The following is a 26,180-nucleotide window of genomic DNA, read 5'->3' on the forward strand; positions in this document are numbered from 1 at the left end:
CTGTGCGCATGGTCCCGCGGTTCGCCGCGGGCAGTGCATCGGGACGTGGCGCAGCTTGGTAGCGCACTTGACTGGGGGTCAAGGGGTCGCAGGTTCAAATCCTGTCGTCCCGACTGCGGAAGTCGTGGATCGAAGGCCGTTTTTCCAGCGATGGGAAGACGGCCTTCGTGCTGTCCGCGGGCCTCGGCACGGCTGCTCCGCCGTCGGCTGCTCCGGGGCCGTCAAACGTGACGACGACCTGCTCGGCGGCGCCCGGGGTGCGGGCGGGAGCGCAGGCCCGCCCGACGTCGGCGAAGGGCACGGGGTGGCTGGTCAGCCGGGCGAACCGGTACCGGTCATGGTGCGACCGCCACTGTCCCGCTCGGCGGGAATTCAGCGGGTATGCGGCGGGAGTCCTGCGGGAACGAGGACATTGGCCGGGGCCGCGTCAGTAGCGCGCGGTGACGGCGGTCAGGTAGCCGCGCAGCATGGTCTTCGCCTCGTCGAGGAGGGCGGCGTCGCCGTCGGTGTCGCGGCGGAAGGCCTCCTGCGCGAGCGCGTCGGCGGCGAGGACGGCGGCGTGACAGGCCCGCCGCAGCGCTTCGTCGTCCCGGGCGAGACCGAGGGCGAGCAGGACGCGGCCGATGCCGTCGGCCATCCGGCGCTTGTGCTCGCGGTCCGCGGCGCGCGTCCGCTCGGTCAGGCCGCTGCCGAACCACAGGGCCCTGAAGCCGTGTTCGGTGCGGTAGATCTCGGCGTACGCGTCGATGAGGACGCCGACCGGATCCTCCCAGCCGCGCTCGGCCGCCGCCTCGACGAGACCGTCCATGACGGCTTCGAGTTTCGCGAAGTAACCCGCCGCGAGGGCCTCGATGATCGCGCCCCGGTCGGGAAGGTACTGGTACAGCGAGCCGACGGACACCTTCGCCTCGGCCGCGATGCGGGTCGTGGTGAGCGCCTCCACACCCTCGTCGATCAGGACGCGCTCGGCGGCCTGGAGGACCCGCGCCAGGCGGGCCCTGCTGCGTGCCTGCTGGGGCGTACGCCGGAGAGAGGTGACACCTGCCGCCCGGTCGGGCCCCGCGATCGGCTCACTCACGCGGACCACCTTACCCACGCGGCGATCCGACCCGTGCCGCCACCTTGGTCCGCCGATGACCACGTCCTGCGAACTCGCCGGTCTGCGTGCGCCACCTTCTCCGCCTGAACATGAACGTGACTTTGTTTCATGTCTACGTTACCGTCGCGCGCATGACCGACTCAAGCTCGGCGCTGAGCGAGGAGCGGGCCGCCGTGGCGGACGCCTGCCGGCGCCTCGGGGCCGAGGGCCTGCTCATCGGTACGGCGGGGAACGTGAGCGTGCGCGCGGGGGAGCGGGTGGCGATCACCGCCACCGGCGCGGTGCTCGCCGGCCTGACCCCGGACCAGGTGACCGTCGTCGACCTCGACGGGACGATCGTGGCCGGGGCTCTGCGGCCGACCTCGGAGCTGGACCTGCACCTCGGTGTCTACCACCGCTACGGCACCGGCGCGGTCGTCCACACCCACGCCCCGATGGCCACCGCGCTGTCCTGCGTGCTCGACGAACTGCCCTGTGTCCATTACCAGTTGCTCGCGCTCGGCGGCACCGTGCGGGTGGCGCCGTACGCCACGTTCGGTACCCCGGAACTCGCCGAGTCGGTGCTCGCCGCGCTCGAGGGGCGCAGCGCCGCGCTGATGGCCAACCATGGCGCGGTCACCCACGCGCCGACGCTCGCCAAGGCGGTCGAGCACGCGCTGCTGCTGGAGTGGGCCTGCGGTGTCTACCAGCGCGCGGCGGCCTTCGGACCGCCCCGCGTCCTCGACGAGCGGCAGCAGCTCGCGGTGATCGAGGCCGCCGTCGCCCGCGACTACGGCACCACCCGACCCGTGTCACCCGCGCAGGAGGAGAACCCATGAGAGTCGTCACGATGGGCGTGCATGTGCTGGACGTGCTGGTGCGGCCGGTGGAGGCGATACCCGAGGGGCAGGGCGCCACCTTGGTGGAGGACATCAGGATGACCGCCGCCGGGACGGCCGGGGGCACCGCGCTCACCCTCGCCAAGCTGGGCGCCTCGGTGCGCGCCGCCGGCGCGATCGGCGCCGACCCGACCGGCGACCTGCTCGTCCAGCTGCTCGGCAGGGCGGGGATCGACACCGAGTTCCTCGTCCGCCGTACGGACACCGCCACCTCCGCCAGCGTCCTGCCGATCCGGCCCAACGGCGACCGGCCCTCGCTGCACCTGCTCGGCGCCAACATCACCTACGGCCTGGACGACGTGCCCTGGGACGCCGTCGCCGAGGCCACACATCTGCATCTGGGCGGCCCTGAGCTGATCGGTGTCGAGGTCGCCGCGCGGATCCTGGCGTACGCCAAGGAGCGCGGTGTGGTCACCTCCGTGGACCTTCTCGCGCCGGGGGTGCTCGGCAGTTTCGAGCAGATCGAGGCGGCGCTGCCGTACGTCGACCATCTGCTGCCCAACGAGGACCAGGTGCTCGGGTTCACCGGCGAGGACGACCTGCTGGCCGGCGCCGGGAAACTCCTCGGCGCCGGTGTCGGCGTGGTCGCGGTGACCCGGGGCGCCGACGGCGCGCTCCTGGTGACGGAGGAGGGCGCCGAGGCGGTGCCCGCCTTCGCGGTCGACGTCGTCGACACCACGGGGTGCGGTGACGCGTTCTCCGCCGGCTTCCTGCGCGGCGTGAGTCTGGGCCGCACCCCGCGTGAGGCCGCCGTCCTCGGCTGCGCGGCGGCGGCCCTGGTGGCACAGGGGCTCGGCAGCGACCACGGTGACTTCGATCTGGCGGCCGCCGACGAGTTCGCCGCGACGCACAAGCCCGCCGCCGGCTAGGACGGCGGGCCCCCGGGACGGGCGGCGGTCGGCGGTCGGTGGGTGGGTGGGTGGGTGGGTGGGTGGGTGGCGCCTACGGCAGCGGGGTGCCGCCCGTCGCGTTGACGATCTCCGCGGTGATGAAGGACGCCTCCTGCGAGGCCAGGAAGACGTAGGCGGGCGCCATCTCGGCGGGCTGGGCCGGGCGGCCCAGCGGCGCCTGCTTGCCGAACTCCACCGTGTCCGGCATCGTCGCGGGGATCAGCGGGGTCCACACCGGTCCCGGCGCGACCGCGTTGACGCGGACGCCCCGCTCGGCCAGCATCTGCGCCATCCCCTGGGTGAAGGTGACGATGGCGCCCTTCGTCATGGCGTAGTCCAGCAGGTGCGGGCTGGGCTTGTAGGCCTGTACGGACGTCGAGTTGATGATGCTGCCGCCCTCGGGGATGTGCGGCAGCGCGAACTTCGACAGCCAGAACATGCCGTACAGGTTGGTGCGCATGACCCGGTCGAACTGCTCGGTGGAGATGGCCTCGATGCCGTCGGGCTGCGACATCTGGTACGCCGCGTTGTTCACCAGCACGTCGATGCGGCCGAACTCCGAAACCGCCCGGTCGATCAGGTCGCGGCAGTTGCCCTCCTCGCGGATGTCGCAGGCCACCGGCACCGCGCGCCGCCCCGCGTCCGTCACCCACCGGACCGTCTCCTGCGCGTCGTCCTTCTCGTCGTCGAGGTGGGTGAACAGGACGTCGGCGCCCTCCCGGGCGAACGCGATGGCCACCGCGCGGCCGATCCCCGAGTCACCGCCGGTGATCACGGCCTTGCGGCCCTCCAGGCGGCCACTGCCCCGGTAGGACTCCTCACCGTGGTCCGGGGGCGGGTCCATGGGTCCCGTCCAGCCGGGATGCGGCTGGTCCTGGGACGGGAACTCGGGGGTCGGATGACGTTCGGCCGGGTGCTCCGGTGAGGTCACGGCTCTGCTCCCTTTCGTCCTGGTCCCGCCGGGCAGACGGGACGGCTTTCGTTCTTCGCGGCCTCGGGTACCCCTGTTCCCCGAGGTGAGGCACCCGCCGGGGGATCGCGGCGGGCGACGCCGGGCGGCCCGTGATGGTAGAAGCGGGCATGACCAACTCGTACTCCGACCCGCGCACGGCAGGCCCGCGATGACCGCCGGTATCGACAGCCCGGACCACCGGGGCCGCACGGGACTCGACCGCACCGGCCGGGACCTCACCGGCAACCCGCGCGTCAAGGTGCGGGACGTGACCCTGCTGTCCAGCCACTGGTACGTCGAGCGTGCCACGACCTTCGACTTCCAGCACGCCGACGGCACCTGGAGCACCCAGCAGCGCGAGACGCACGACCGCGGCAACGGCGCCACCATGCTGCTGTACGACACCGCCCGCGAAACCGTGCTGCTCACCCGCCAGTTCCGCTTCCCCGCCTACGTCAACGGGCACCCGGACGGCATGCTGATCGAGACCCCCGGCGGCCTCCTCGACGACGAGGCCGAGCACCCGGAGATCGCCGTGCGGCGCGAGGTCGTCGAGGAGACCGGGCACACCATCGGCGAGGTCCGGCACGTCTTCGACGTGTACATGAGTCCCGGCTCGGTCACCGAGCGCGTCAGCTTCTACGCCGCCGCCTACGGTCCGGCGACCCACACCCACGAGGGAGGCGGACTGGACGAGGAGGGCGAGGACATCGAGATCCTCGAACTCCCCTTCCGTCGCGCGCTGGAGATGATCCGTACGGGGGAGATCGCCGACGGGAAGACGATCATGCTTCTCCAATGGGCGGCGCTGGAGGGCCCGTTCGCCCGCCGCGACTGAACCACCGCCACGGCGCACTCCCTTGACGTGGAGCGCTCCGGCGGAGGCATCCCGTCCGTGCCCCGAGCTCGGGGCACGGACGGGATGCCTCCGCTCAGGGCCTGACGAGCAGCTGGAAGTCGAACGCGTACCGGGACGCGCGGTAGATGTGCGTCCCGTACTCGACCGGGCGGCCCGTGTCGTCGTACGCGGTGCGCTGCATGGTCAGCAGGGCGGCGCCCTCGCGTTCGTCCAGGAGCCGGGCCTCCGGGGCGGTGGCGCTGCGGGCGCCGATGGTCTGGTGGGCGCTGTGCAGGGTGATGCCGGCGGTGCGCATCATCCGGTACAGCCCGGTCGACTCCAGCCGGGCGGTGTCGAGGTCGAGCAGGCCCGCGGGCAGGTGGTTGCACAGGAACGCCACGGGCCGGCCGTGTGTGGAGCGCAGCCGCTCCAGGAGTGTCACCTCGCCGCCCTCCGCGATCCCGAGGGCGGCCGCGACGGCGGCGGTCGCCGGGACGCGCTCGTTGCGCACCACCCGGGTCGCCGGCCCCTGCCCGGCCGCCTCCAGGTCGTCGTAGAGACTGCTGAGCTCGAGCGGGCGCTTGACCTGGCTGTGCACCACCTGCGTGCCGACCCCGCGCCGGCGCACCAGCAGCCCCTTGTCGACGAGGGACTGGATGGCCTGGCGGACCGTCGGACGGGACAGGCCGAGGCGCACCGACAGGTCGATCTCGTTGCCCAGGAGGTTGCCCGGGGCGAGGACACCGCGCTCGATCGCCGCCTCCAGCTGCTGTGCGAGCTGGTAGTACAGCGGCACCGGACTGGCGCGGTCCAGGGCGAGGTCCAGGGAGCTGAGCGCGGGGGCGGTCGCGGCACGCGGCCGGCCGCCGGTCTTCGCCATGGATGTACCTCCCTCAAGGGCCGGGTGGGGCTGACGGCTGGGGCGGGTGGAGATCAATTCCGATACAGCCCATACTGATCAGGTCGAAAGTGCTGGGCTGACTCGGCCATGCGCGATGCTCCTCACCAGGGCGTGACCCGCGGTATTCGAAAGTCCGCCGTAGTCCAGGTGTAGGGCGCGGAGGGCGACCGTGTCAATACTTTGTCATTACATTCGAACTTGCTTGTGAAATGATGTCTTAACAAAGTATTGACACCGGGCGTGTCAGGGGATTGGATCCCGTCCCAGTACAACAGCCGCTTTTCGCGGCGTTCGACCCGGAACCCTTCAGGTCCCGGGCCCCCCGGATCTCCGTGATCCCCTTCCTTTCCCGACGTTCTCCCGTCGCACAGTGAGGTGCAGGAAAGATGGACCGCTCGTCTCACTTCCGTTCCCGCAGAGTCGCCCCCTTCGTGGCAGTCGCCGCGGCGGCGGCTCTGACCCTCGCAGGCTGCTCCAGCAGCTCCGGCGGCAAGAAGGCCGAGGAGAGCGAGGCGGGGGCCTCCGCGGGCAAGGCCACCACGCCCCGGATGACCGTCGCCCTGGTGACCCACCAGTCGCCCGGCGACACCTTCTGGGACATCGTCCGCAAGGGCGCGGAGGCCGCCGCCGCCAAGGACAACATCAAGCTCATCTACTCGGCCGACCCGAACGCGGGCAACCAGGCCAACCTGGTGCAGAACGCGATCGACCAGAAGGTCGACGGCATCGCGATCACCCTGGCCAAGCCGGACGCCCTCAAGGACGTGGTGAGCAAGGCCAAGGCCGCGAACATACCCGTGGTCGGGCTCAACTCCGGTGTGAGCGAATGGCAGAAGCTCGGCCTCATGGAGTTCTTCGGCCAGGACGAGACGGTCGCCGGTGAAGCGCTCGGCAAGCGGCTGAACGAGGCGGGCGCCAAGAACGCCGTCTGCGTCATCCAGGAGCAGGGCAACATCGGCCTCACCCAGCGCTGCGACGGCGTGGACAAGACGTTCACCGGCAAGCTGCAGACCCTGAACGTCAACGGCACCGACATGCCGTCCGTGAAGTCGACGATCACCGCCAAGCTCAGCCAGGACAAGAGCGTCGACTACATCGTCGCGCTCGGCGCCCCCTTCGCGCTGACCGCGGCGCAGTCGGTGTCCGAGGCCGGCAGCAAGGCCAAGGTCGCCACCTTCGACCTCAACAAGGCTCTGACGACCGCCATCTCCGACGGCACGATCCAGTTCGCGGTCGACCAGCAGCCCTACCTCCAGGGCTACCTGGCGGTGGACTCCCTGTGGCTCTACAAGAACAACGGCAACTACAGCGGCGGCGGTGAGCAGCCGGTGCTGACCGGCCCGGCCTTCGTCGACAAGTCCAACGTCGACAGGGTCGCGGAGTTCGCCGCGAAGGGCACTCGGTGATGAGTATGACCCATCAGGCTGCGCCGGCGGTGACCTCACCGCCGGCTCCCGGCCCGAAGGAGTCCGACGGCCGGACCACCCGACGTCCCCTGACCTTCAGGCTGCTGGCCCGGCCCGAGGTGGGTGTGTTCCTCGGTGCCGTGGCGGTGTTCGTGTTCTTCCTGATCACGGCCCCGCCGGTGCGCGACGGCAGCTCCATGGCGAACATCCTGTACCAGTCCTCGACGATCGGGATCATGGCGCTCCCGGTCGCGCTGCTGATGATCGGCGGCGAGTTCGACCTGTCCGCCGGTGTCGCGGTGGTCACCTCGGCACTGACCGCGAGCATGCTCAGCTACCAGCTGACCATGAACGTCTGGGTCGGCGTGGTCGTCGCCCTGCTGGTGTCCCTCGGAGTCGGCCTGTTCAACGGCTGGATGCTGGTCAGGACCGGCCTGCCGAGCTTCCTGGTCACCCTGGGCACCTTCCTGATCCTGCAAGGTGTGAACCTCGCGGTGACCAAGCTGGTCACCGGCAACGTCGCCACCGACGACATCAGCACCATGGACGGCTTCGACCAGGCCAAGTCGCTGTTCGCGTCGTCCTTCGACGTCGGCGGCGTCCAGGTGAAGATCACCGTGGTGTGGTGGCTGGTGTTCGCCGCGATCGCCACCTGGGTGCTGCTGCGCACCAAGTACGGCAACTGGATCTTCGCGGTCGGCGGCAACAAGGAGAGCGCGCGGGCCGTGGGTGTGCCGGTGACGTTCACCAAGATCTCGCTGTTCATGCTGGTCGGCTTCGGCGCCTGGTTCGTCGGCATGCACCAGCTGTTCTCCTTCAACACCGTGCAGTCCGGCGAGGGCGTGGGCCAGGAGCTCATCTACATCGCCGCCGCGGTCATCGGCGGCTGCCTGCTGACCGGCGGCTACGGTTCCGCGATCGGCCCGCTCTTCGGCGCGTTCATGTTCGGCATGGTGCAGCAGGGCATCGTCTACGCCGGCTGGAACCCCGACTGGTTCAAGGCCTTCCTCGGCGTGATGCTGCTCGGCGCCGTCCTGATCAATCTGTGGGTCCAGCGCACGGCGACCCGGAGGTAACCCCCGTGACATCCACCGACAAGACCTCCACCGACAAGACCCTCACCGAGCAGGCCGGAACGCACGGAGCCGTGCTCGTCGACACCGACAGCGACAGGACGCCCGGCCCGGACGCGGCGATCGTCGAACTGCGTGGTGCGGGCAAGTCGTACGGCAACATCCGCGCCCTGCACGGCGTCGACCTGACCGTCCATCCCGGCCGGGTCACCTGCGTCCTCGGGGACAACGGCGCCGGCAAGTCCACCCTCATCAAGATCGTTTCGGGGCTGCACCAGCACACCGAGGGCGACTTCCTCGTCGACGACGTCCCCGTACGCTTCTCCACCCCGCGCGAAGCCCTCGACAAGGGCATCGCCACCGTCTACCAGGACCTGGCGACCGTCCCGCTGATGCCGGTGTGGCGCAACTTCTTCCTCGGCTCCGAGATGACGAAGGGGCCCTGGCCGTTCCGCCGCCTCGACATCGAGCGGATGAAGCGGACCGCGGACGAGGAACTGCGCAACATGGGCATCGTCCTCGACGACCTGGAACAGCCCATCGGCACCCTCTCCGGCGGCCAGCGCCAGTGCGTGGCGATCGCCCGCGCCGTCTACTTCGGTGCCCGCGTCCTCATCCTGGACGAGCCGACCGCCGCTCTCGGCGTCAAGCAGTCCGGTGTCGTGCTGAAGTACATCGCCGCCGCCCGTGACCGTGGCCTCGGCGTCATCTTCATCACCCACAACCCGCACCACGCCTACATGGTCGGCGACCACTTCAGCGTGCTGCGGCTGGGCACGATGGAACTGTCCGCGCCGCGCAGCGAGGTCAGCCTCGAGGAGCTGACCAACCACATGGCGGGCGGCACCGAACTCGCCGCTCTCAAGCACGAGTTGTCCCAGGTGCGCGGCGTCGACGTCGAGAGACTCCCGGAAGAGGGGGACCTCACCGCGTCCGTGGCGCCGGCTTCCGAAGGGATGTCGTGAGATGAGCCCGGAGCTGGGCCGGCCGCGGGCCGGTCTCCCGGAGCGGGTCGCCGAAGCGGGTCACGCGCGGACCGGACCGGGCCCGTACGGCTGCGGGCCGGCGGACCCGGCCCGGCGACGCCTGAAGGGATGACCATGACGCGTCGAGGAACGCTCGGAGTCGCCGTCATCGGCACCGGACGGATGGGCGCCGACCATGTGCGCCGCATCCACCAGGTCACCAGCGGAGCCCGGGTGACCGCCGTCGTGGACATCGACGCGGAACGCGCCAAGGCGGTCGCCGCCACCGTCGACGGCTGCGCCGCCTACACCGATCCGGTCGCCGCGATGGCGGCGGCGGACGTCGACGCCGTCCTGGTCGCCTCCCCGGGGCCCGCCCACGAGGCGGCCCTGCTGGCGGCCTTCGCACGCGACCTGCCAGTGCTGTGCGAGAAGCCGCTCACCCCGGACGCGGCCTCCGCGCTGCGGGTGATGGAGGCGGAGCGGCGCCTGGGCCGGCGCCGGGTCCAGGTCGGCTTCATGCGGCGCTACGACGCCGAGTACCGGAAGCTCAAGGCGCTGCTGGAGACCGGGCAGTTGGGGCGTCCGCTGATGCTGCACCACCGGCATCGCAACGTGGCCGGCCCGCCCGGGTTCACCAGCGACATGCTGATCAGCGACTCCGTCGCGCACGAGACGGACGTGACGCGCTGGCTGCTCGGCCAGGAGATCACGGCCGTCACGGTGCTGCGTCCGCGGCCGTCGGCGAACGCGCCGGACGGCCTCCAGGACCCCCAGTTCGTCGTGTTCGAGACCGACGGCGGCGCGATCGTCGACGTCGAGATGTTCGTCAACTGCGGCTTCGGCTACCAGGTCCAGGCCGAGATGGTCTGCGAACGGGGCACCGCCCGCATCGGCGACGGCCACGCCATGGTGACCCACATGGCCGCCCGCTGGGGCGGCACCATCGCCCAGGACTTCACCGAACGCTTCGCCGACGCCTACGACCGCGAGATCCAGGCCTGGGTCGACGCCACCCGTCACGGCGAGGTCACCGGCCCCAGCGTCTGGGACGGGTACGCGGCGGCAGCGGTCTGCGAGGCGGGGGTACGGGCCCTGACGGAGGGCAGCCGGGTCGAGGTGGAACTGGTCGAGCGGCCCACGCTGTACGGGTGACGGCGGGGCGGTCGGCGTGGTGGTGTGGTGCCGTGGTGGCGCGGGCCGACCGGATCGGCGCGGTCGCGGCCGGAAGCTCGCGGCGCGACAGCGGTCGTCGTCCCGAACGCCGATGTGCAGCGGCTCCAGGCTGTGGCCCGCTGCCGTCGTGCGGTAGGCCGCAAGCTGGCCGCGCGACCGCTGCCGTCGTGCCGTCGTGGTCCCCAGCTCGCCGCGCGACCGCTGTCGTCGGTCAGGACGCCGACGGCAGCGGTGCCCGGGCGGGGCCGGTCAGGCCTCTCGGACCTCCTGGACGGTGACGGGGCGGTGCTCGCGCAGTGACAGGGTGCAGGCGTCGGCGATCCAGCCTGCCTCCAGGGCGTCCTCGATCGTGCACGGGGAGGGCCGGGTGCCGGCCACGACCTCGGTGAACGCGGTGAGTTCGGCGCGGTAGGCCGCGGTGAAGCGGTCCATGAAGAAGTCGTGCGGGGTGCCCGCCGGGAAGGTCACGCCGGGCTCGACCGACCGCAGTGGCAGCTTGTCCTCCAGGCCGACGGCGATGGAGTCCGCGAAGCCGTGGATCTCCATGCGGACGTCGTAACCGCGGGCGTTGTGGCGGGAGTTGGAGACCACCGCGATGGTCCCGTCGTCCAGGGTGAGGATCGCTCCGGTGGTGTCGGCGTCACCGGCCGCCTTGATGAAGTCGGCGCCCCGGTTGCCGCCGACCGCGTACACCTCGGTCACCTCGCGGCCGGTCACCCAGCGGATGATGTCGAAGTCGTGCACCGAGCAGTCGCGGAAGATGCCGCCGGAGGCGGCGATGTACGCGGCCGGCGGCGGCGCCGGGTCCAGCGTGGTCGACCGCACGGTGTGCAGCGTGCCCAGCTCACCGCTGCGCACCGCGGCCCGCGCGGCGACGAACCCGGCGTCGAAGCGCCGGTTGTAGCCGATCTGGATCGGGACGGCCGAGCCCTGGACGGCCTTGAGCACCTCGACGCCCTCGCGCATGGTCCGGGCGACGGGCTTCTCGCAGAAGACGGGCACACCCGCCTCGACGGCGGCCAGGATCAGCGCCGGGTGGGCGTCGGTGGCCGCCGCCACGACGATGCCGTCCACCCCGGCGGCCAGCACCGCCTCGGGGGAGTCCGCGACCTCGCCGCCGAACCGCTCGGCGGCCGACTTCGCGGCGTCGGCGAACGGGTCGGCGAGGACGAGCGACTCGACCACGTCGAGTCCGGAGAGGGTCTCGGCGTGGAAGGCGCCGATGCGGCCGAGGCCGAGGATTCCGATGCGCATGGGGTGTTGCTCCTTGGGGGTGCGGGTTTCTTGCGCGGAGACCGGGAGGACCGGGGAGATCAGGGGGACCGGGGAGGTCAGTCGAGGCCGCCGAGGACGTTCTGGTCCCAGTCGATCACCGAACCGGTCACGACGCCGGACCGCTCCGACAGCAGGAGGACCACGAAGTCCGCGATCTCGTCCGGCTGGCCCAGCTTGCCCATCGGCAGCCGTGCGGCGGCCTGCTCGCGCCAGTCGTCCCCGGCGCCGTGGAAGGCCTTCTGGGTGGCGTCCTCGCCCTCGGTCGCGGTCCAGCCGATGTTGAGGCCGTTGATGCGGACCCGGTCGAAGCGGTGGGCGTGCGCCGCGTTGCGGGTCAGGCCGATCAGCCCGGCCTTCGCGGCGACGTACGGGGCGAGGAACGGCTGCCCGCCGTGCGCGGAGGACGTGATGATGTTGACGACCGTGCCCGGCGCCCCCCGGCCCACCATGTCCGCGACGGCGGCCTGCATGGCGAAGAACGGCGCCTTCAGGTTGATCGCGATGTGCTGGTCGAACAGTTCGGGCGTGGTGTCCAGCAGGGTGCCCCGGGAGGTGAGGCCCGCGGAGTTCACCAGGCAGTCGACGCGGCCGTACGCGTCGATCACCTCGGCGACGGAGGCCTTCGCCTGCTCGGCGTCCGCCAGGTCGGCCCGGACGAACAGGGCCTTTCCGCCGGCCGCGGCCAGCTCCGCCACCAGTGCCTCGCCGGGCTCCCGGCGCCGCCCGGTGACGGCGACCTGGGCGCCCTCCCGGACCGCGGCCCGGGCGATCGCGGCGCCCACGCCCTGACTGCCGCCGTTGACGAGGACGATCCTGTCGTCGAGAAGTCCCATGAGGATGTGCCTTTCAGCTCTCGCGCCGTACGGCGCCGGTCCGCAGCGCGTCCCGCAGCGTCCGCGGCGTCCAGCCCTCGTCCAGCGCGCGCCGGACGACGTCCGCCTGCGAGGGCGGCGCCATGCCGTCGACCGGCGGATCACTGTCGAGGTTGGTGGGGAACGGGTAGCCCTCGGCGCTCGCGGCGATCACGCGCTCCAGCCACCCCTCGCCCGCCCCTTCGGCCCGGCGCCTGCGCAGCACGGGGAAGACGGCGTTGGCGACCGCTTCCCGGTCCACCGTCTCCATGGCCCGCCCGAAGGCCGAGGACACCTGGAGCAGGTTGGCCGTGCGGCGCACGTTCAGGGTGCGGTTGGTGCCCGCCCCGTGGAAGACGGCCGGGTTGAAGAAGACGGCGTCGCCCTTCGCCAGCGGGAGCTGGACGTGGTGCGCCTTGAAGTACGCCTGGAACTCCGGCAGCCGCCAGGCGAGGTAGCCGGGCTCGTACGCCTGCGAGTACGGCAGGTACAGCGTCGGCCCGGACTCCACGGGCATGTCGCAGTGCGCGACCGCCCCCTGGAGGGTGAGCGCGGGGGAGAGGCGGTGGACGTGCGAGGGGTAGGCCGCGGCGGTCTCGTTGGAGAGGAAGCCCAGGTGGTAGTCGCGGTGCGCGGTCTGCGCGGCGCCGCCCGGATTCACCACGTTGACCTGCGAGGTGACCTGGTAGCCGGGGCCCAGCCAGGCGGCCGAGACCAGCGCCAGGATCTCGTTGGCGTAGTAGTCGGCGAACGCCTCCGGGTCGTAGAGCGCCGTCTTCTCCAGCGCGTTCCAGACCCGCTCGTTGGCGCCCGGCCGGGCGAAGTGGTCGCCGGCCGGGGCGCCCGAGGCGTTCTGCTCGGTGATCAGCGCGTCGAACACGGCGCTGGCCCGGTCCACCACCGCCGGGTCGGGGAAGGCCCCCCGGAACACCAGCACACCGGGGCCGTCGGTGAGGGCCCGGACCAGCTCGGCCCGTACCTCACGGGAGGCGCCGGCCGCGCGGAGCCGGTCGCTGTCGTACACCAGGACGTCGTCCTCGACCGCCGAGGCGTGCGGGTGGTCGGCGAGGTCCGTGGAGCGTTCGACCAGCGAGCGGAAGGCGTCGAGGTCGCAGTCCTGCTCGGTCAGCCAGGCACGGTGTCCAGCGGCGGTGACGGACATCGTCGTCCTTCTTTCGGTCACGGGAAGCGACACGCGGCCGGTCACGGGCGGCGACACGGCTCTGACATTCTTGTCAGTACAAACCCCTCCAACAACCAGCAGCGAGCCATCAAAAACCCCTCAAGGAGCCGTCGGTGGGTCATCCCTTCGCGATCCGGGAGATCGCACGTCAGGCGGGCCTGAGCGAGGCCACCGTCGACCGGGTGCTCAACGGCCGGGGCGGGGTGCGCGAGAGCACCGCGCGGGAGGTCCGCCAGGCCGTCGCCGACCTGGACCGGCAGCGCACCCAGGTCCGGCTGGTCGGCCGCACCTTCATGATCGACATCGTGATGCAGACGCCGGAACGGTTCTCCACCGCCGTACGGGCCGCCCTGGAGGCCGAGCTGCCCGCCCTGCACCCGGCGGTCGTGCGCTCCCGCTTCCACTTCCGCGAGACCGGCCCGGTGGAGGAACTGACCCGGACCCTGGACCGGATCGCCCGGCGCGGCTCGCAGGGCGTGGTCCTCAAGGCGCCCGACGTCCCCGAGGCCGCCGCCGCCGTCGGCCGGCTCGCGGAGGCGGGCATCCCCGTCGTCACCCTGGTCACCGACCTGCCCTCCACCGCACGCCTGGGCTACGTCGGCATAGACAACCGGGCCGCCGGCGCCACCGCCGCGTACCTCATGGGCCAGTGGCTCGGCGACCGCCCCGGCAACGTGCTGACCAGCCTCAGCAGCGGCTTCTTCCGCAACGAGGAGGAGCGCGAGATGGGCTTCCGCGGGGCCATGCGCGCCCGGCACCCGCAGCGCACGCTGGTCGAGATCGCGGAAGGCCAGGGCCTGGACGCCACCCAGTACGACCTCGTCCGGGCCGCGCTGGAGCGGGACCCGGACATCCTCGCGGTCTATTCGATCGGCGGCGGCAACATCGCCACCCTGCGCGCCTTCCAGGACCTCGGCCGTGAGTGCGTGGTGTTCGTCGCCCACGACCTCGACCACGACAACACCCGCCTGCTGCGCGAGCACCGGCTGTCCGCCGTGCTCCACCACGACCTGCGCCAGGACCTGCGCGAGGCCTGCCACCTCGTGATGCGCGCCCACGGCGCCCTGCCGCCCGCGGGGCCCACCCCGCCGTCGGCGATCCAGGTGGTCACGCCCTACAACATGCCGCCGCAGGCCACCGCCGGATGATCCGGCCGCCACCCGCTCGCGCTCACGCCGCGGAACCGGTGATCTCGGCGCCGGGGCGCGTCGAGCCGCCGATCGCCGGCAGTCAGTGGCTGAGGACGGCCCCGTCAGCGCCGTCGTGCCCCAGCCGTCGGCCGCGTGCAGTCGGCCGGGGGTCGCCGAAGAACGGGGACGGCACGACGGCCGGGCCGCCCCCGGCGGGACGTACGCCGACCGACCGGTCCAGCGCGGCGGCAGCCGGGGGCGGGTGACGGCGTACCCGGACGGTCCTGACCTTCGGACACGGGGTGGTCCTACGGACACCGCTCCTCGTGCACGTCCACCCACGCTCGGCTCTCGGCCGACCGGGCCATCGCGTCCAGGACGGCGGCGCTGCGCACGGCGTCCGTGACGGTGGCACCGTACGGCTCGCCCTCCGCGATCGAGCGCAGGAAACGGTAGGCCTCGATCACCTTCAGGTCGTCGTACCCCATGGCGTTCGCCGCGCCCGGCTGGAACGCGCCGAACTCGCCGTCGCCCGGGCCGACGTAGACCGTGCTGACGGGCTGGTCCTGGTAGGCGGTGCCGCGGCTCACGCCCAGCTCGTTCATCCGGCGGAAGTCCCAGAACACCGCGCCCTCGGTGCCGTGCACCTCGAAGCCGTAGTTGTTCTGCTCGCCGACCGAGACCCGGCACGCCTCCAGGACACCGCGCGCGCCGGAGGCGAACCGCAGCAGGCAGCTGACGTAGTCCTCGTTCTCGACCGGGCCCACCTCGCCGCCCGAGGCGCGGCTGTGACCGGCGGTGGCCCCGCTGGGCCGGGACCGCTCCGGCACGAAGATGGCGGTGTCCGCGGTCAGGGACGCGATGTCGCCGAGCAGGTACCGGGCGAGGTCCGCGCCGTGCGAGGCCAGGTCGCCCAGCACTCCGCTGCCGCCGCGCTCCCGCTCGTACCGCCAGGTCAGAGCGCCCTCGGGATGGGCCGCGTAGTCGCTGAACAGACGGATGCGGACATGGGTGACGGTGCCGATCCCACCGTCGCGGATCAGCCGGCGGGCCGTCTCGACGGCGGGCGCGTTGCGGTAGTTGAAGCCGACCGCGCCCTGGACACCCGCCGCGGCGACCGCGTCGGCCACCGCCCGCGCGTCCGCCACGGTCAGACCGACCGGCTTCTCGATCCAGATGTGCTTGCCGGCCTCGGCCATCGCCACACCGATCCGCCGGTGCAGGAAGTTGGGGGCGGTGATGCTGACCGCCTGGACCCGGGGATCGTCGGCCACCTCCCGCCAGTCGCGGCTCGTCGAGGCGAAGCCGTACTGCGCGGCGGCCTCCTCGGCCCGGCCGGGCACCTCCTCGGCCACGGCCACCAGCTCCGGCCGCAGACCGAGCAGCGGATAGTGGTGGGGGACGCGGGCGTACGCCTGGGTGTGCACCCGGCCCATCCAGCCGAATCCGACGACGGCGACACCGAGCGCATCCACCATGAGCCCCATTTCGGACAGGTCCAACTTCTGATCAGGCCACCCTGGGCGGGGGCGTCAGCCGGTGTCAAGCATGATCGCCGGGCCGGCGCCCTCGGCCGCCGGCCTGAGGTGCACCTGCATCGGCGCCGGACCGTCTCCTCCGAAGAGAGTGGCCGCCCGGCGCCGATGTACGTCGCTGTCCTGTCTGGTGCCGCTGTCATGCCCTGGCGGCGGCCTCCGCGGGCTCGACGGGGCCGTCCGTGACCGGGGCGGGCTCGGCGGGGCGGTGTTTCGGGACGAAGGAGGCGACCGCGAAGGCCAGCAGGGCGGCGCCCGCACCGAGGGCCATGACCGTCTTGAAGCCGTTCTCGGAGGGCAGGGGGAAGCCGTTGAAGTCGGTGGTCATCCGGGCGAGGACGACACCGGCGATGGCGCTGGCGAACGAGGTGCCCAGGGACCGCATCAGGGTGTTGAGGCTGTTGGCCGCGCCGGTCTGCGACGGGTCGACCGCGCCCATGATCAGGGCGGGCATCGCGCCGTAGGTGAAGCCGACACCGCCGCCGATGACGCAGGACACCAGGACCAGGTGCCAGACCTCGGACATCAGCACCATGTTGAGTCCGTAGCCGGTGGCCACGATCAGCGCGCCGATCATCAGCGTCAGCTTCGGACCCCTGGTCTTGGTGATGGCCGCGGACACCGGGGCCATGGCCATCATCACCAGGCCCTGCGGGGCCAGCACCAGGCCGACGGTCATCATGGACCTGCCCAGGCCGTAGCCGGTCTGCTCGGGCAGCTGGAGCAGTTGCGGCAGCACCAGGGACATGGCGAACATCGAGAAACCGAGCGCCACCGAGGCGAGGTTGGTGAACAGCACCTGGGGGCGGGCGGTGGTGCGCAGGTCGACCAGCGGCTGCGGGCTGCGCAGCTCCCACCAGCCCCAGGCCACCAGGATCAGGACGGCGGCGACACCGAGGCCGACCGTGATGGCGCTGGTCCAGCCCCAGTCACCGCCCTTGGAGACGGCCAGCAGCAGGGACATCAGGCCGGCCGACAGGCCGAGCGACCCGACCAGGTCGAAGCGGCCGCCGGTGCGGACCTCGGACTCGGGCACGAACGTCATGACCAGCAGGAAGGAGACGGCACCGAGGACGGCGGAGGTCCAGAACAGGAAGTGCCAGTCGAAGTTGTCCGCGATGAAGGCGGCCGACGGCAGCCCCAGAGCGCCGCCGACACCGAGGGAGGCGCTCATCAGGGCGGTGGAGCCGGCCAGGCGATCGGAAGGCAGCACATCACGCATCACGCTGATGCCCAGCGGGACGACGGCCGCGGCCAGACCCTGCAGGGCCCGCCCGATGATCATCGGTACGAGCGAGTCGGCCAGGGCGCACACCACCGAGCCGGACACCAGCAGCACGATGCTGATCAGCAGCATCCGGCGCTTGCCGAACATGTCCCCGAGCCGCCCGACCACCGGAGTGGCGATGGCGGCGGCGAGCAGGGTGGCGGTGACCGCCCAGGCGGCGTCGGACGCCGAGGCGTCGAGAAGCCTCGGCAGCTGCGGAACGATCGGGATGACCAGCGTCTGCATCAGCGAGACGACGATTCCGGCCAGAGCCAGCACCGCCACCACGGCGTTCGGCTTCGACGGGACGGATGTCCCCGTCCGGGCGGGTCGGGCAAGGGCGTCGGGCATGGCAGGGCCTCCATCGAGTGCGACCAGGGGGAGTGCGTTGCTTGACGTACCGAAGTGAGTTCTGACTCAGGAGAACGCGGGGGTGCGTGGTGTGCGGCGCTCCGTCACTCGTCGAAGGTGACGACGACCTTCTCCGCGGCGCCCGGGGTCAGCGCCAGCTCGAAGGCCCGGCCGACCTCGGAGAACGGGACCCGGTGGCTGATCAGCCGGGCGAAGCGGTCCTTGTGCTCCGCCAGTTCGGGCGTGACCTCGAAGATCTCGGTGGGGTAGCCCTGGGAGGCGATGAGGGTGAGTTCGCTGCGGAGCATGCCGCCGAGGTCGAGGTCGGCGCCCTTCTTCTGTACGGCGACCATGACCAGCTTCGCCTTCCATCTGGCGGCGTCGACGGCGGCCTGGAAGACGGCGGGGGCGCCGGCGGCGTCGATGTAGATGTCGGTGCCGGGGCGGGGCTGCCCGAGTGCGTTGGCGTCCTGGCCGTGGAGTTGGGTGAGGCGGGCGGTGATGTCCTCGGTGGCGGAGTCGATGACGGCGTCGGCGCCGATGGCGAGTGCGGTCTCGAGGCGTTCGGGGATGATGTCGGCGACGACGACGTGCTGGACCCCGCGTAGTTTGAGCCAGATGGTGGCGCCGAGTCCGATGGGCCCGGCGCCGAAGACGACGACCTTGTCGGTGGGCCGGGCGCCGGAGCGGTTGACGCAGTGCCTTGCGACCGCCATCGGCTCGTTCAGCGCCGCGACGTCGAAGGGGACGTGGTCGGGGAAGACCGCGACGCTTCTGCCGACCTCGGCGTTCTCGATGAGCAGGTACTCGTCCATGCCGCCCAGCTCGCCGCCGCACCCGATGATCCCGGAGGCGGCGCTCTGCGGGTTGACGACCACCCGGTTGCCGACCTCCAGGCCGGCGACCTCGGCGCCCACCTCCACGACCTCGCCGGCCGGCTCGTGCCCCAGCGGAATGGCCCGCGTCGATCCGTCGGCGCCGGTCGGCATGCCGCCCATGTGCAGGAAGAACGTATCGGTGCCGCAGATCCCGCAGGCACGGATCCTGACCAGCGCGTCCTTGGGGCCGGGCACGGGACGCTCGACGTCCACCACGTCGACCTTGTCGGTGGCGCCGGTCAGGACGGACTTCATCGTGGCCATGGGGGTCTCTCCTTCTGGAGGGGCTGCTGTCAGGTGATGTCGCCAGGGGTGGTGGTCGGCCGTGCCCTGCCGGGCGGGGGAGGACGGTGGCCGCGGCCGGCGGTGTGCCGGTGTCCCCCGGTCGACGGCGACGGCGGGCGGGGGAGTGTTCCGCCGCCGGCCCGGCGGCCGTGCCCAACCTGTCCCCACAGGTCCGGCACGCGGGAGCCGCCTCCGCTCGGCGAGGTTCAGGTTGCTTGAGTTAGGCAAACACAAACGTGTTACTTAAGTCAAGCAACCATTGCGTCCGCGCGGCGTCCGCACGCGGTGCTCCGCACACCCGCCCATGAGCTGAAAGTGATCGCCTGACCGTCCCGTCGTCCGCAGCGGGCCCCGCCCGCCCGACGAGCGGCAGATCGACGGTCTGGGCGGTGCGCACCCGCTCACCAGCAAGGTGGCCGTCGTCTCGCCCTCGGCCGACCCACAGGCCGACGTCGACTACCTGTTCCTTCAAGTCGTCGTCGACCGGGCCGAGGTGACCAGCCGTCAGAACTGCGGGAACATCCTCGCCGGCGTCGGTCCCTTCGTCGGCGTCAGGCGGCAGGGGGCAGGGGGCAGGGGGCAGGGCGCACACGCCGGTGTGTGTGCCCCCTTCGCCGTGCCCACTCCTGAAGGCCGTGCCCACTCCTGCGCGAGCGGGCGCCGCCGTGGCCGTGCGGCCGCCCGGGCGCAAGGTTGTGGTGACGCCCGAGGTGTGGCGCGCACGGATGGAGAACGCGCGAACCGACGGAGAACGGCGAGAGGGTGGACCTCACCCCGCCCCGGCCGGTCGTCTCCCGGGCCGGCCGAGCCCGGCGCGGCCGTCCGGGGGCCGGCGGAGCCCGGCGCGGCCGTCCGGGGGCCGGCGTCCGTCCGCTCAGGCCCGGACCGCCTCCCGCAGGTGGCGGGCGATCAGGGCGTACGTCTCCCGCGCCTTGGCGTCGTCCGAGCCGTCGTAGCCGTGGTCGGCCCCGGCCACGTCGTGGTGCTCGGCCAGGGATTTCGCCTTGCGCAGCCGCTCGGCGTAGCTCTCGCCCTCCGCCCGCAGCAGGTCGTGCGCGGCCGTGACGACGAGGGCCGGGGCGATCCCCGTCAGATCGGCGGTGTCCGACGGATGCGCGGGCGACACCAGCGGATCGGCGCGCAGCCGTTCGTCCGGGACGTACGAGGCGTCGAAGACGTCGGCCATCCACGGCCGCAGCATCGGTCTGGCCACCGAGGCCCGCTTGTCCCGGGCACCGGTCGCCAGGTCCAGCGGGGGATAGTGCAGGACCTGGAGCGCGATCGAGGGACCGCCCGCCTCCAGCGCCTGACGTGCCACCGCCGCCGCGAGCCCGCCCCCGGCGCTCTGTCCGCCCACGGTGAGCCGGCTCCCGTCCCAGCCGTGCTCCCCACCGTGCTCGGCCACCCAGCGGACGACCTCGTACGCCTGCCGGGGCGGGGCCGGGAACGGGTGCTGCGGGGCGACCACGTAGTCGACGTTGATCACGACGACCCCCGCCTCGGCGGCGAGAAAACGGCACAGCGGGTCGTCCGTCTCCGTGAGGGACATGACGTACCCGCCTCCGTGGAAGTTGACGTGCACGGGCGGCGCGGCCCGCCCGGGGCTCTCCCCGGCGGGCAGGTACACCGTCGCCCGGGCCGGCGCGACCGAGGTGGGGACCGTCAACTGCCGTACGACGCGGGGATGCTCGGGGAAGCGGGCGTGGGAAGCCGCCGCCGAGCCGCGCCCGCCGGAGCGCCGGTCCGCGAGCCGGGTCGCGTGCTGCATCGTCTTGGCGGCGAGGGCGGCCACCGCCGGCCGGGCGAGGAAGGACATGTGGCTCCGATCGCTGGACTCGCGGCGGTCCCGAGGGGAGGCGAGGGATCCGCCTGACGAGGCGAATTTACTTGACTCAGTCAAGGGGGCCAAGGAGTGGATCCGGCGCACGGCGCGCTCCGTCGAGGACGACCGACGGGACCCGGTCGTACGGGCGGCGCCCTCCACGGTGGCTCCGCGCGGCCCGCGCGGCCGGCGCGGGCGTATGCGGTAGGGTTGGTCCGCATGCTCACACGGACAACCGTGGAACGCATCGGGACGTGGCGCAGCTTGGTAGCGCACTTGACTGGGGGTCAAGGGGTCGCAGGTTCAAATCCTGTCGTCCCGACCAGCTTCACCGCGGGTCGGAGGCCGTCTTCTCAGAGATGAGAGGGCGGCTTTTTCCGTGCCCGCGCCCACGGCGGTCGCGGAGGGGGTCGCGCCGCCCGGCCCTGGGGACCCGGCCCGGGAAGGCCGGCCGGGGCGGCGGGCGCGCCGCCCGTGTCGGAGTCCCGGCTCGCACCGGCCACCAGGATCATCATGCCGACCGCCCCAGCACCGTCACCCGGCTGCCCGGCTGCCCGGCTGCCCGGCTGCCCGGCTGAGTCTGGCGGCCGTCTCCCGGCACCGCACGGGCGGACTGACCGCGGAGGCGACGGGCGTGTTGCAAGGTCGTGAAGCGGGGGCGGGAAACCTTGACCGGGGATCGGCGCGGTGCCCAAGCTCTTGGTGTGACCGCGATGAATCCTTCCGTTCCGCGGCTTCGCGCCGGCCTGGGGTGTCCTGCCCCGGCCGTGTGTGCGTGTCGCTGACCACAGCACCCTCGTCCTGCGCCGGGCCCGGTGTTCCGGCCGGTCGCCTCCGCGGGATGTCGTCTTCAGCGCCCCGTGCTCCTCCTCGTACTCCGTGCAGGCCCAAGCGCCTCACCCGCGCGTATGTCCTCTGCTCCGACAGCAAGCGACTGTCGGCGATCCGCCGAAAGGGATCCACCGTGACCGTCACCGCGCCCGCCGCCACCGCCACTCCCGCCACCGCCCCTGCCGTCCTCACCGTCGACCGGGTCGGCGGCCGGATCGGCGCCGTGCTCTCCGGTGTCCGCCTCGGCGGTGACCTGGACGAGGCCACCGTCGCCGCGATCCGTGCCGCCGTCCTGGAGCACAAGGTCGTCTTCTTCCGCGACCAGCACCACCTCGACGCCGTGGGGCACGAGGCGTTCGGCCGGCTGCTCGGCGAGCTCGTCGCGCACCCCACCGTCCCCTCCGTCGACGGCCGTTACGCCCTCGGCATCGACAACGACCACGGCGGCCGCGCCAACCAGTGGCACACCGACGTCACCTTCGTGCCCGCCTACCCGGCCTTCTCCATCCTGCGCGCCGAGATCGTCCCGCCCTACGGCGGCAACACCCTGTGGGCCAACACGGCCGCCGCCTACTCCGGACTCCCCGCCCCCCTGCGGGTGTTGGCCGAGTCGCTGCGCGGCGTGCACACCAACGACTACGACTACGCCGCCACCCGCCCCGACGCGCCGCCGCGGGAGCTGGAACAGCACCGGAAGGTCTTCACGTCGATCACCTTCCGGACCGAGCACCCGGTCGTGCGCGTCCACCCCGAGACCGGCGAACGCACCCTGGTGCTCGGGAGTTTCCTGCAGAAGCTCACCGGCTTCAGCGGTCGTGACTCGCACGCCCTCGTCGAAGTCCTCCAGTCGCACATCGAACGACCGGAGAACACCGTCCGCTGGCAGTGGCGCGCCGGCGACGTCGCGATCTGGGACAACCGTGCCACCCAGCACTACGGTGTCGACGACTCCGACGACCACGAGCGCACCCTGCGCCGCGTCACCGTCGACGGTGACGTGCCGGTCGGCGTCGACGGCCGCCGTTCGACGCTGCTCGCCCCGGAGGCGGTACCCGAGCCGGGCCACGGCATCGCCTCCGGCGCCTCCACCGACGGCGTGCTCGCACAGGCCTGACGTCACCGGCCGGAGGCCGGACCAGCCGTCCAACGGCCGCCGTCCGGGCCCCTGCTGTCGTTCGCTGTCACTCCGGCCGGCACGGGTGTGGCGCGGCCGCGGACGTCTCCCTCCCCCGAAAGTGAAGCTAAGACACTAGCCGCAGGGCTACAGTCACCACATGGCCTTCGACCCGTCGTACCTGCACCTCGTCTTCCCCGACACACAGTTTGAGGCTTACCTGTACGGGCGCGCATCCCGCGACCCGAACAAGAGGGGAGACAGCGTCGAAGACCAGCTCAGCGCTGGCCGGGCGATGTGCCAGACCCACAACTGGCACATCGCCGAGGAGTTCAAGGACCTCGGCCTATCCGCCTCACGGCACGCAAAGCAGTCTCGCGACGACTTCGAAGACCTCCTCGAAGCCATCGAAGACACCCCCGCCCGCCCCGGCGTCATCCGCATCGTCGTCGCCTACGAAGCCTCCCGCTACTACCGGGACCTTGAGGCGTACGTCCGGCTCCGCGCAGCCTGCCTCAACGCGGGCGTCCTGCTCTGCTACAAGGGGACCGTCTACGACCTCAGCCGCAGCGACGACCGCAAAGCCACGGCCATGGACGCCATCGCCGCGGAAGGCGAAGCCGACGACATCCGCGACCGGAACCTGCGCACAGCGCGCCGGACAGCTGCTGCCGGCGACCCCCATGGCCGACTGCTGTTCGGATACAGCCGCGACTACGAGGTCGTCAACGGCCAACTCAGGTGCGTGCGCCAGTACGAGAACAAGGTGACTGGCCCTTACGTGTACCGGTCCATCGCCCACATTGATCAAGGCAGTTCGGTCGCCTCCTTGCTCCGCTGGCTCAACTCAGAACCGAACGCGGCCCGAGCCGACGGCCGCCCGTGGAACACACGGAACGTCCGCCTGATGCTTCTCAATCGCGCGTATCTGGGGGAGCGGAAGAACAAGGGCGAGTGGACGCCTGCGACCTGGCCGGCCATCAAGGGCCTTGACACTCCGGCCGGCCGGGCCATGTTCAACCGGGTCACGGCCACGCTTACGGATCCTGCTCGGTGCATGCAGCGTGGGTCGGCACCAGTGCATCTGCAGACGTTGATCGCGCTGTGCGGGGAGTGCGGTGACCATGCCCTGCTGGAAGGGCAGCCCATCAGAGGGGTGCCGTACCTGCGGTGTCGGGAGAAGCAGGACACGAGTGTCCGCGAGGACTGGGCAGATGCCTTCGTTGAGGAAGCGGTGCTGAAGTGGTTCCGGAAGAAGCGGGAGGCCACGGCCGCCCTTGTGGCCGACGACGGGGAGATTGAGGAGAAGGTCGCCGCCGCGCAGCGGCGCATCAACAGCTTCGAGGAGCAGCTGGCCGAGGCCCGGTCGCTGGCGGAGGAGTTCGACGAAGAGTCGGGCCGCTTCAAGCTGTCAGCGGCTTCACTCGCGTCGATGGAGCAGCGCCTTGTGCCGAAGCTGGAGCAGGAGCGGAAGAAGCTTCAGGACATGACGGGGGTGTCGCCGCTGTTGCTGTCGCTTCTGAATGCGGAGGACCCGGATGTTGTGTGGAACGGGCGGCTGGCGACCGAGACGGAGGTGGGCCGCCCGGCGTTGACGCTGGAGCAGCGGCGTGAAGTGCTGCGTACGGTGGTGACGGTGCGGTTGTACAAGGCCAAGACGCCTGGCGTTCATTGGCTGGAGCCGGACCGGATCCGGTTGTCGTTCGTGGGGGAGGCCGGTTTCAGGGACGGACGACTCCGTGTTCCCGCGAGCGTTCCCGCTCCGGGTGCCTCTGCTGCTGGTGCTCCCGGAGCTGTATGACCTTGCTCTGCTCCGGCACGCCGGGGGCGAACTTGCCATCGTGGAACATGCGGAACGTAGCTTCCATCGTTTCCGCGATGACAGTCGCGCGCCGCTCTTCGAACTCGGCGGCCAGGGCCTCGCGTTCGGCTTGGAGTCGGGCTGCGAGGCCGGCGCGTTCGGCCGCCATGTCCCGGTTGAGGCGGCCCTGTTCGTTTTCTAGGGCTGCTTGAGCGGCGAAGTACCGGCTTCTTTCGGCGACAGTCTCGCGTTGGGCGGCGGCGAGGATGCGGCGCTCGTCTCTGGTGTCCACTATCCAGTTGCGGATGAGGATGAGCGCGAGGAGCGTGAGGGCGGTGAGGGTGAGGCACGTCCCGCCGAGGGTGCGGGGCAAGTCGTCGACGATGGTGCCGTAGACAACCACTGACAGGCCGCCGACCACCGCCGTTCCTGCTGCGCCGGCCATGGCTCGTGTGCTGCCCGTGAGACCCATACGTACCCCCGCATCACATCTGTGCTGCTGCTTCTCCGGGGTCCGCGGTGTGGGTGGAGGGCTCGTCTTCGAGACGCTTGAGGCGCTCGATGGTTGCGTATAGCAGCTGGCGCCCTACTTCGTCCTGAATTCCCAGCCGATCGGCCGCTTCTTCCGGAGTGAGGCTAGAGCCTACCTGCGTTCGATCGGTTTCGGACAGTGACTGGAGTGCTTCGGGTGTCAGAACGCCACCTTCCACAAGCAGAGTCCGCAGGTCCAGTTGTGTTGCCTCGGCGATGGCGGGGTAAAACCGGGCGTCCGGTAGGGCTTTTCCTTGCCACATGCGGGTGACGCTGCTTTCGACCATGCCCGTATCGCGTGCGAAGCGTGCCTTGCTGCCGTGTCCGGTGTAGCCAGCGCGTTGGGCTGCGGGCACAACGATGGCCGCGAACTGCTGCGCGCGCGTGGGGGTCCCATCCGTCATGTCCGCTGACTCTACCTCCCTAGATAGGGAGATAGCCAGAAACTTCCTTGCGCGCAAGGATCCCGATTGAGCCACTGACCTGCGTTAACGCAGGCCATACGCCCTAGTGAACACGCGTTCGAACCTATTTGCCGTAAATCTCTTGCGAACCTTGCTTGCGCGCAAGGAATGTTCATGGCAGAGTCTTGCTCGTGAGCAAGGAACTCCCTGCTACCAGCGACAACCCCTGCCAACCCCCCAGCGAGGGAGGTGACTACGTGTTCCGTCTGGACGTACCCAAGCTCCTCGAAGCCGCGAAGGCCCACGGAGACAACACCCAGGCCCAGATCGCCCGCAGGACCGGAATCGCCGAATCGTCCGTGTCCCGCTATCTCCGCGGCGAAGCCCAGCCTGACCTGAACTCGGCCATGCGACTCGCCGAGCAGTACAACCTCGACCTCCGCGGCGTCATCAAGCGCGTGCCCATCCAGGCCGCCGCATGACCCGCGAAGAGCGCCACGCCATTCTCGGCCCCGCCCTCATCGCCCACATCGATGAGCTGGTGGAGGCGGCGCCCGAACCGACCCCCGAAGTGGTCGAGAAGCTGCGCCGGATCATGACGCGCCCGGCCGGTGAAATTCCTGCCGCGCAGCCGGCCGCTCCTGCGTCCGACGCTGCCTGATTCCCCAAACGCCGAAGGACCGCCCTGCTTGCCGGCTGACGGTCCCTCGACTTCGGCGACCCCTACACACCAGAAGGAGAGGC

24 protein-coding genes, 2 tRNA genes and 1 pseudogene are annotated in these 26,180 nt (G+C 71.2%); 15 read left to right on the top strand and 12 right to left on the bottom strand.

The window, feature by feature from the left end:
* Nucleotides 1-39 precede the first annotated feature (39 nt).
* A tRNA-Pro gene (locus tag QQS16_RS34205) sits at nucleotides 40-113 on the top strand.
* Between the two features lie 314 nt (nucleotides 114-427).
* On the opposite strand, the gene QQS16_RS34210 is transcribed toward QQS16_RS34205, so the two are convergent.
* Nucleotides 428-1,078 carry a TetR/AcrR family transcriptional regulator gene (locus QQS16_RS34210; protein WP_286065924.1) on the bottom strand — a complete coding sequence of 217 codons (651 nt, stop codon included), beginning with the start codon at nucleotides 1,076-1,078 and terminating at the stop codon, nucleotides 428-430.
* Nucleotides 1,079-1,230: 152 nt separating this feature from the next.
* Between QQS16_RS34210 and QQS16_RS34215 the strand changes: the two genes are divergently transcribed.
* Together QQS16_RS34215 and QQS16_RS34220 are read left to right on the top strand one after the other, a co-directional pair.
* The gene (locus QQS16_RS34215) at nucleotides 1,231-1,917 is read left to right on the top strand and encodes a class II aldolase/adducin family protein (RefSeq protein ID WP_286065925.1); all 687 of its coding nucleotides are present in this window, start codon (nucleotides 1,231-1,233) and stop codon (nucleotides 1,915-1,917) included.
* On the top strand, nucleotides 1,914-2,846 hold the full coding sequence (locus QQS16_RS34220) for a carbohydrate kinase family protein (RefSeq protein WP_286065926.1): 933 nt from the start codon (nucleotides 1,914-1,916) through the stop codon (nucleotides 2,844-2,846). The genes QQS16_RS34215 and QQS16_RS34220 overlap by 4 nt, the downstream gene beginning before the upstream one ends.
* Nucleotides 2,847-2,919: 73 nt before the next feature.
* Here the strand turns inward: QQS16_RS34220 and QQS16_RS34225 are convergent, their stop codons facing one another.
* Complete coding sequence (locus QQS16_RS34225) at nucleotides 2,920-3,798, bottom strand: SDR family oxidoreductase (protein WP_286065927.1); 879 nt, start codon at nucleotides 3,796-3,798, stop codon at nucleotides 2,920-2,922.
* Between the two features lie 190 nt (nucleotides 3,799-3,988).
* Here QQS16_RS34225 and QQS16_RS34230 point away from each other — a divergent pair, with 190 nt between their 5' ends.
* Nucleotides 3,989-4,657 (top strand): NUDIX domain-containing protein, encoded by a 669-nt coding sequence (locus QQS16_RS34230; RefSeq protein ID WP_286065928.1) that lies wholly within the window; start codon nucleotides 3,989-3,991, stop codon nucleotides 4,655-4,657.
* A 94-nt stretch (nucleotides 4,658-4,751) separates the two neighbouring features.
* Here the strand turns inward: QQS16_RS34230 and QQS16_RS34235 are convergent, their stop codons facing one another.
* Nucleotides 4,752-5,537 carry a GntR family transcriptional regulator gene (locus QQS16_RS34235; RefSeq protein WP_286065929.1) on the bottom strand — a complete coding sequence of 262 codons (786 nt, stop codon included), beginning with the start codon at nucleotides 5,535-5,537 and terminating at the stop codon, nucleotides 4,752-4,754.
* A 407-nt stretch (nucleotides 5,538-5,944) separates the two neighbouring features.
* Between QQS16_RS34235 and QQS16_RS34240 the strand changes: the two genes are divergently transcribed.
* The 4 genes from QQS16_RS34240 to QQS16_RS34255 all read left to right on the top strand — a co-directional run bounded on the left by QQS16_RS34240 (nucleotide 5,945) and on the right by QQS16_RS34255 (nucleotide 10,157).
* Nucleotides 5,945-6,964: a sugar ABC transporter substrate-binding protein gene (locus QQS16_RS34240; RefSeq protein WP_286065930.1), complete on the top strand. Its 1,020-nt coding sequence runs from the start codon at nucleotides 5,945-5,947 to the stop codon at nucleotides 6,962-6,964.
* Complete coding sequence (locus tag QQS16_RS34245) at nucleotides 6,964-8,040, top strand: ABC transporter permease (RefSeq protein WP_286065931.1); 1,077 nt, start codon at nucleotides 6,964-6,966, stop codon at nucleotides 8,038-8,040. The genes QQS16_RS34240 and QQS16_RS34245 overlap by 1 nt, the downstream gene beginning before the upstream one ends.
* A gap of 5 nt (nucleotides 8,041-8,045) precedes the next feature.
* Entirely contained in the window at nucleotides 8,046-9,002 is a 957-nt protein-coding gene (locus QQS16_RS34250; RefSeq protein WP_502963873.1) for an ATP-binding cassette domain-containing protein, read from the top strand.
* A 135-nt stretch (nucleotides 9,003-9,137) separates the two neighbouring features.
* Nucleotides 9,138-10,157 carry a Gfo/Idh/MocA family protein gene (locus QQS16_RS34255; RefSeq protein WP_286065932.1) on the top strand — a complete coding sequence of 340 codons (1,020 nt, stop codon included), beginning with the start codon at nucleotides 9,138-9,140 and terminating at the stop codon, nucleotides 10,155-10,157.
* A gap of 270 nt (nucleotides 10,158-10,427) precedes the next feature.
* Here QQS16_RS34255 and QQS16_RS34260 read toward each other — a convergent pair whose 3' ends face one another.
* The 3 genes from QQS16_RS34260 to QQS16_RS34270 all read right to left on the bottom strand — a co-directional run bounded on the left by QQS16_RS34260 (nucleotide 10,428) and on the right by QQS16_RS34270 (nucleotide 13,466).
* Nucleotides 10,428-11,432 carry a Gfo/Idh/MocA family protein gene (locus QQS16_RS34260; RefSeq protein ID WP_286065933.1) on the bottom strand — a complete coding sequence of 335 codons (1,005 nt, stop codon included), beginning with the start codon at nucleotides 11,430-11,432 and terminating at the stop codon, nucleotides 10,428-10,430.
* A gap of 77 nt (nucleotides 11,433-11,509) precedes the next feature.
* Nucleotides 11,510-12,286, bottom strand: coding sequence for an SDR family oxidoreductase (locus QQS16_RS34265; protein ID WP_286065934.1), 777 nt, complete (start codon nucleotides 12,284-12,286; stop codon nucleotides 11,510-11,512).
* 13 nt (nucleotides 12,287-12,299) lie between these two features.
* Nucleotides 12,300-13,466: a phytanoyl-CoA dioxygenase family protein gene (locus QQS16_RS34270; protein ID WP_286065935.1), complete on the bottom strand. Its 1,167-nt coding sequence runs from the start codon at nucleotides 13,464-13,466 to the stop codon at nucleotides 12,300-12,302.
* 134 nt (nucleotides 13,467-13,600) lie between these two features.
* Between QQS16_RS34270 and QQS16_RS34275 the strand changes: the two genes are divergently transcribed.
* Complete coding sequence (locus QQS16_RS34275) at nucleotides 13,601-14,635, top strand: LacI family DNA-binding transcriptional regulator (protein WP_286065936.1); 1,035 nt, start codon at nucleotides 13,601-13,603, stop codon at nucleotides 14,633-14,635.
* A gap of 290 nt (nucleotides 14,636-14,925) precedes the next feature.
* On the opposite strand, the gene QQS16_RS34280 is transcribed toward QQS16_RS34275, so the two are convergent.
* From QQS16_RS34280 to QQS16_RS34290, 3 genes are all read right to left on the bottom strand, one after another.
* On the bottom strand, nucleotides 14,926-16,095 hold the full coding sequence (locus QQS16_RS34280; RefSeq protein ID WP_286065937.1) for a Gfo/Idh/MocA family protein: 1,170 nt from the start codon (nucleotides 16,093-16,095) through the stop codon (nucleotides 14,926-14,928).
* 196 nt (nucleotides 16,096-16,291) lie between these two features.
* Nucleotides 16,292-17,770: an MFS transporter gene (locus QQS16_RS34285; RefSeq protein ID WP_286065938.1), complete on the bottom strand. Its 1,479-nt coding sequence runs from the start codon at nucleotides 17,768-17,770 to the stop codon at nucleotides 16,292-16,294.
* A 104-nt stretch (nucleotides 17,771-17,874) separates the two neighbouring features.
* Entirely contained in the window at nucleotides 17,875-18,912 is a 1,038-nt protein-coding gene (locus QQS16_RS34290) for a zinc-dependent alcohol dehydrogenase (RefSeq protein WP_286065939.1), read from the bottom strand.
* Between the two features lie 379 nt (nucleotides 18,913-19,291).
* Here QQS16_RS34290 and QQS16_RS34295 point away from each other — a divergent pair.
* Nucleotides 19,292-19,477 (top strand): annotated as a pseudogene (locus tag QQS16_RS34295) (PrpF domain-containing protein); the annotation flags it as partial.
* 330 nt (nucleotides 19,478-19,807) lie between these two features.
* On the opposite strand, the gene QQS16_RS34300 reads toward QQS16_RS34295, so the two are convergent.
* Entirely contained in the window at nucleotides 19,808-20,749 is a 942-nt protein-coding gene (locus QQS16_RS34300; protein WP_286065940.1) for an alpha/beta hydrolase fold domain-containing protein, read from the bottom strand.
* A gap of 254 nt (nucleotides 20,750-21,003) precedes the next feature.
* Between QQS16_RS34300 and QQS16_RS34305 the strand changes: the two genes are divergently transcribed.
* The 3 genes from QQS16_RS34305 to QQS16_RS34315 all read left to right on the top strand — a co-directional run bounded on the left by QQS16_RS34305 (nucleotide 21,004) and on the right by QQS16_RS34315 (nucleotide 24,501).
* Nucleotides 21,004-21,080: transfer RNA gene (locus QQS16_RS34305), tRNA-Pro, on the top strand.
* A 639-nt stretch (nucleotides 21,081-21,719) separates the two neighbouring features.
* Nucleotides 21,720-22,700 (top strand): TauD/TfdA dioxygenase family protein, encoded by a 981-nt coding sequence (locus QQS16_RS34310; RefSeq protein WP_286065941.1) that lies wholly within the window; start codon nucleotides 21,720-21,722, stop codon nucleotides 22,698-22,700.
* Nucleotides 22,701-22,860: 160 nt separating this feature from the next.
* Nucleotides 22,861-24,501, top strand: coding sequence for a recombinase family protein (locus QQS16_RS34315; RefSeq protein ID WP_286065942.1), 1,641 nt, complete (start codon nucleotides 22,861-22,863; stop codon nucleotides 24,499-24,501).
* Here the strand turns inward: QQS16_RS34315 and QQS16_RS34320 are convergent.
* Both QQS16_RS34320 and QQS16_RS34325 read right to left on the bottom strand, forming a co-directional pair.
* Nucleotides 24,422-24,946, bottom strand: a complete 525-nt coding sequence (locus QQS16_RS34320) for a hypothetical protein (RefSeq protein WP_286065943.1) — start codon at nucleotides 24,944-24,946, stop codon at nucleotides 24,422-24,424. The two genes, QQS16_RS34315 and QQS16_RS34320, sit on opposite strands and share 80 nt — an antisense overlap.
* 40 nt (nucleotides 24,947-24,986) lie before the next feature.
* On the bottom strand, nucleotides 24,987-25,436 hold the full coding sequence (locus QQS16_RS34325) for a hypothetical protein (protein ID WP_286065944.1): 450 nt from the start codon (nucleotides 25,434-25,436) through the stop codon (nucleotides 24,987-24,989).
* A gap of 191 nt (nucleotides 25,437-25,627) precedes the next feature.
* Between QQS16_RS34325 and QQS16_RS34330 the strand changes: the two genes are divergently transcribed.
* Nucleotides 25,628-25,918 carry a helix-turn-helix domain-containing protein gene (locus QQS16_RS34330; RefSeq protein ID WP_286065945.1) on the top strand — a complete coding sequence of 97 codons (291 nt, stop codon included), beginning with the start codon at nucleotides 25,628-25,630 and terminating at the stop codon, nucleotides 25,916-25,918.
* Nucleotides 25,915-26,097 (top strand): hypothetical protein, encoded by a 183-nt coding sequence (locus QQS16_RS34335; RefSeq protein WP_286065946.1) that lies wholly within the window; start codon nucleotides 25,915-25,917, stop codon nucleotides 26,095-26,097. The genes QQS16_RS34330 and QQS16_RS34335 overlap by 4 nt, the downstream gene beginning before the upstream one ends.
* The last annotated feature ends 83 nt before the right edge of the window (nucleotides 26,098-26,180 follow it).

Source organism: Streptomyces sp. ALI-76-A (assembly GCF_030287445.1).
Taxonomy (GTDB): domain Bacteria; phylum Actinomycetota; class Actinomycetes; order Streptomycetales; family Streptomycetaceae; genus Streptomyces.

Coding starts and splice junctions, on each gene's coding strand:
- QQS16_RS34260 (WP_286065933.1), bottom strand. CDS start 11,432: ATGCGCATCGGAATCCTCGGCCTCGGCCGCATCGGCGCCTTCCACGCC.
- QQS16_RS34320 (WP_286065943.1), bottom strand. CDS start 24,946: ATGGCCGGCGCAGCAGGAACGGCGGTGGTCGGCGGCCTGTCAGTGGTT.
- QQS16_RS34215 (WP_286065925.1), top strand. CDS start 1,231: ATGACCGACTCAAGCTCGGCGCTGAGCGAGGAGCGGGCCGCCGTGGCG.
- QQS16_RS34290 (WP_286065939.1), bottom strand. CDS start 18,912: ATGGCCACGATGAAGTCCGTCCTGACCGGCGCCACCGACAAGGTCGAC.
- QQS16_RS34255 (WP_286065932.1), top strand. CDS start 9,138: ATGACGCGTCGAGGAACGCTCGGAGTCGCCGTCATCGGCACCGGACGG.
- QQS16_RS34280 (WP_286065937.1), bottom strand. CDS start 16,095: ATGGTGGATGCGCTCGGTGTCGCCGTCGTCGGATTCGGCTGGATGGGC.
- QQS16_RS34230 (WP_286065928.1), top strand. CDS start 3,989: ATGACCGCCGGTATCGACAGCCCGGACCACCGGGGCCGCACGGGACTC.
- QQS16_RS34245 (WP_286065931.1), top strand. CDS start 6,964: ATGAGTATGACCCATCAGGCTGCGCCGGCGGTGACCTCACCGCCGGCT.
- QQS16_RS34240 (WP_286065930.1), top strand. CDS start 5,945: ATGGACCGCTCGTCTCACTTCCGTTCCCGCAGAGTCGCCCCCTTCGTG.
- QQS16_RS34235 (WP_286065929.1), bottom strand. CDS start 5,537: ATGGCGAAGACCGGCGGCCGGCCGCGTGCCGCGACCGCCCCCGCGCTC.
- QQS16_RS34270 (WP_286065935.1), bottom strand. CDS start 13,466: ATGTCCGTCACCGCCGCTGGACACCGTGCCTGGCTGACCGAGCAGGAC.
- QQS16_RS34325 (WP_286065944.1), bottom strand. CDS start 25,436: ATGACGGATGGGACCCCCACGCGCGCGCAGCAGTTCGCGGCCATCGTT.
- QQS16_RS34335 (WP_286065946.1), top strand. CDS start 25,915: ATGACCCGCGAAGAGCGCCACGCCATTCTCGGCCCCGCCCTCATCGCC.
- QQS16_RS34285 (WP_286065938.1), bottom strand. CDS start 17,770: ATGCCCGACGCCCTTGCCCGACCCGCCCGGACGGGGACATCCGTCCCG.
- QQS16_RS34220 (WP_286065926.1), top strand. CDS start 1,914: ATGAGAGTCGTCACGATGGGCGTGCATGTGCTGGACGTGCTGGTGCGG.
- QQS16_RS34315 (WP_286065942.1), top strand. CDS start 22,861: ATGGCCTTCGACCCGTCGTACCTGCACCTCGTCTTCCCCGACACACAG.
- QQS16_RS34300 (WP_286065940.1), bottom strand. CDS start 20,749: ATGTCCTTCCTCGCCCGGCCGGCGGTGGCCGCCCTCGCCGCCAAGACG.
- QQS16_RS34265 (WP_286065934.1), bottom strand. CDS start 12,286: ATGGGACTTCTCGACGACAGGATCGTCCTCGTCAACGGCGGCAGTCAG.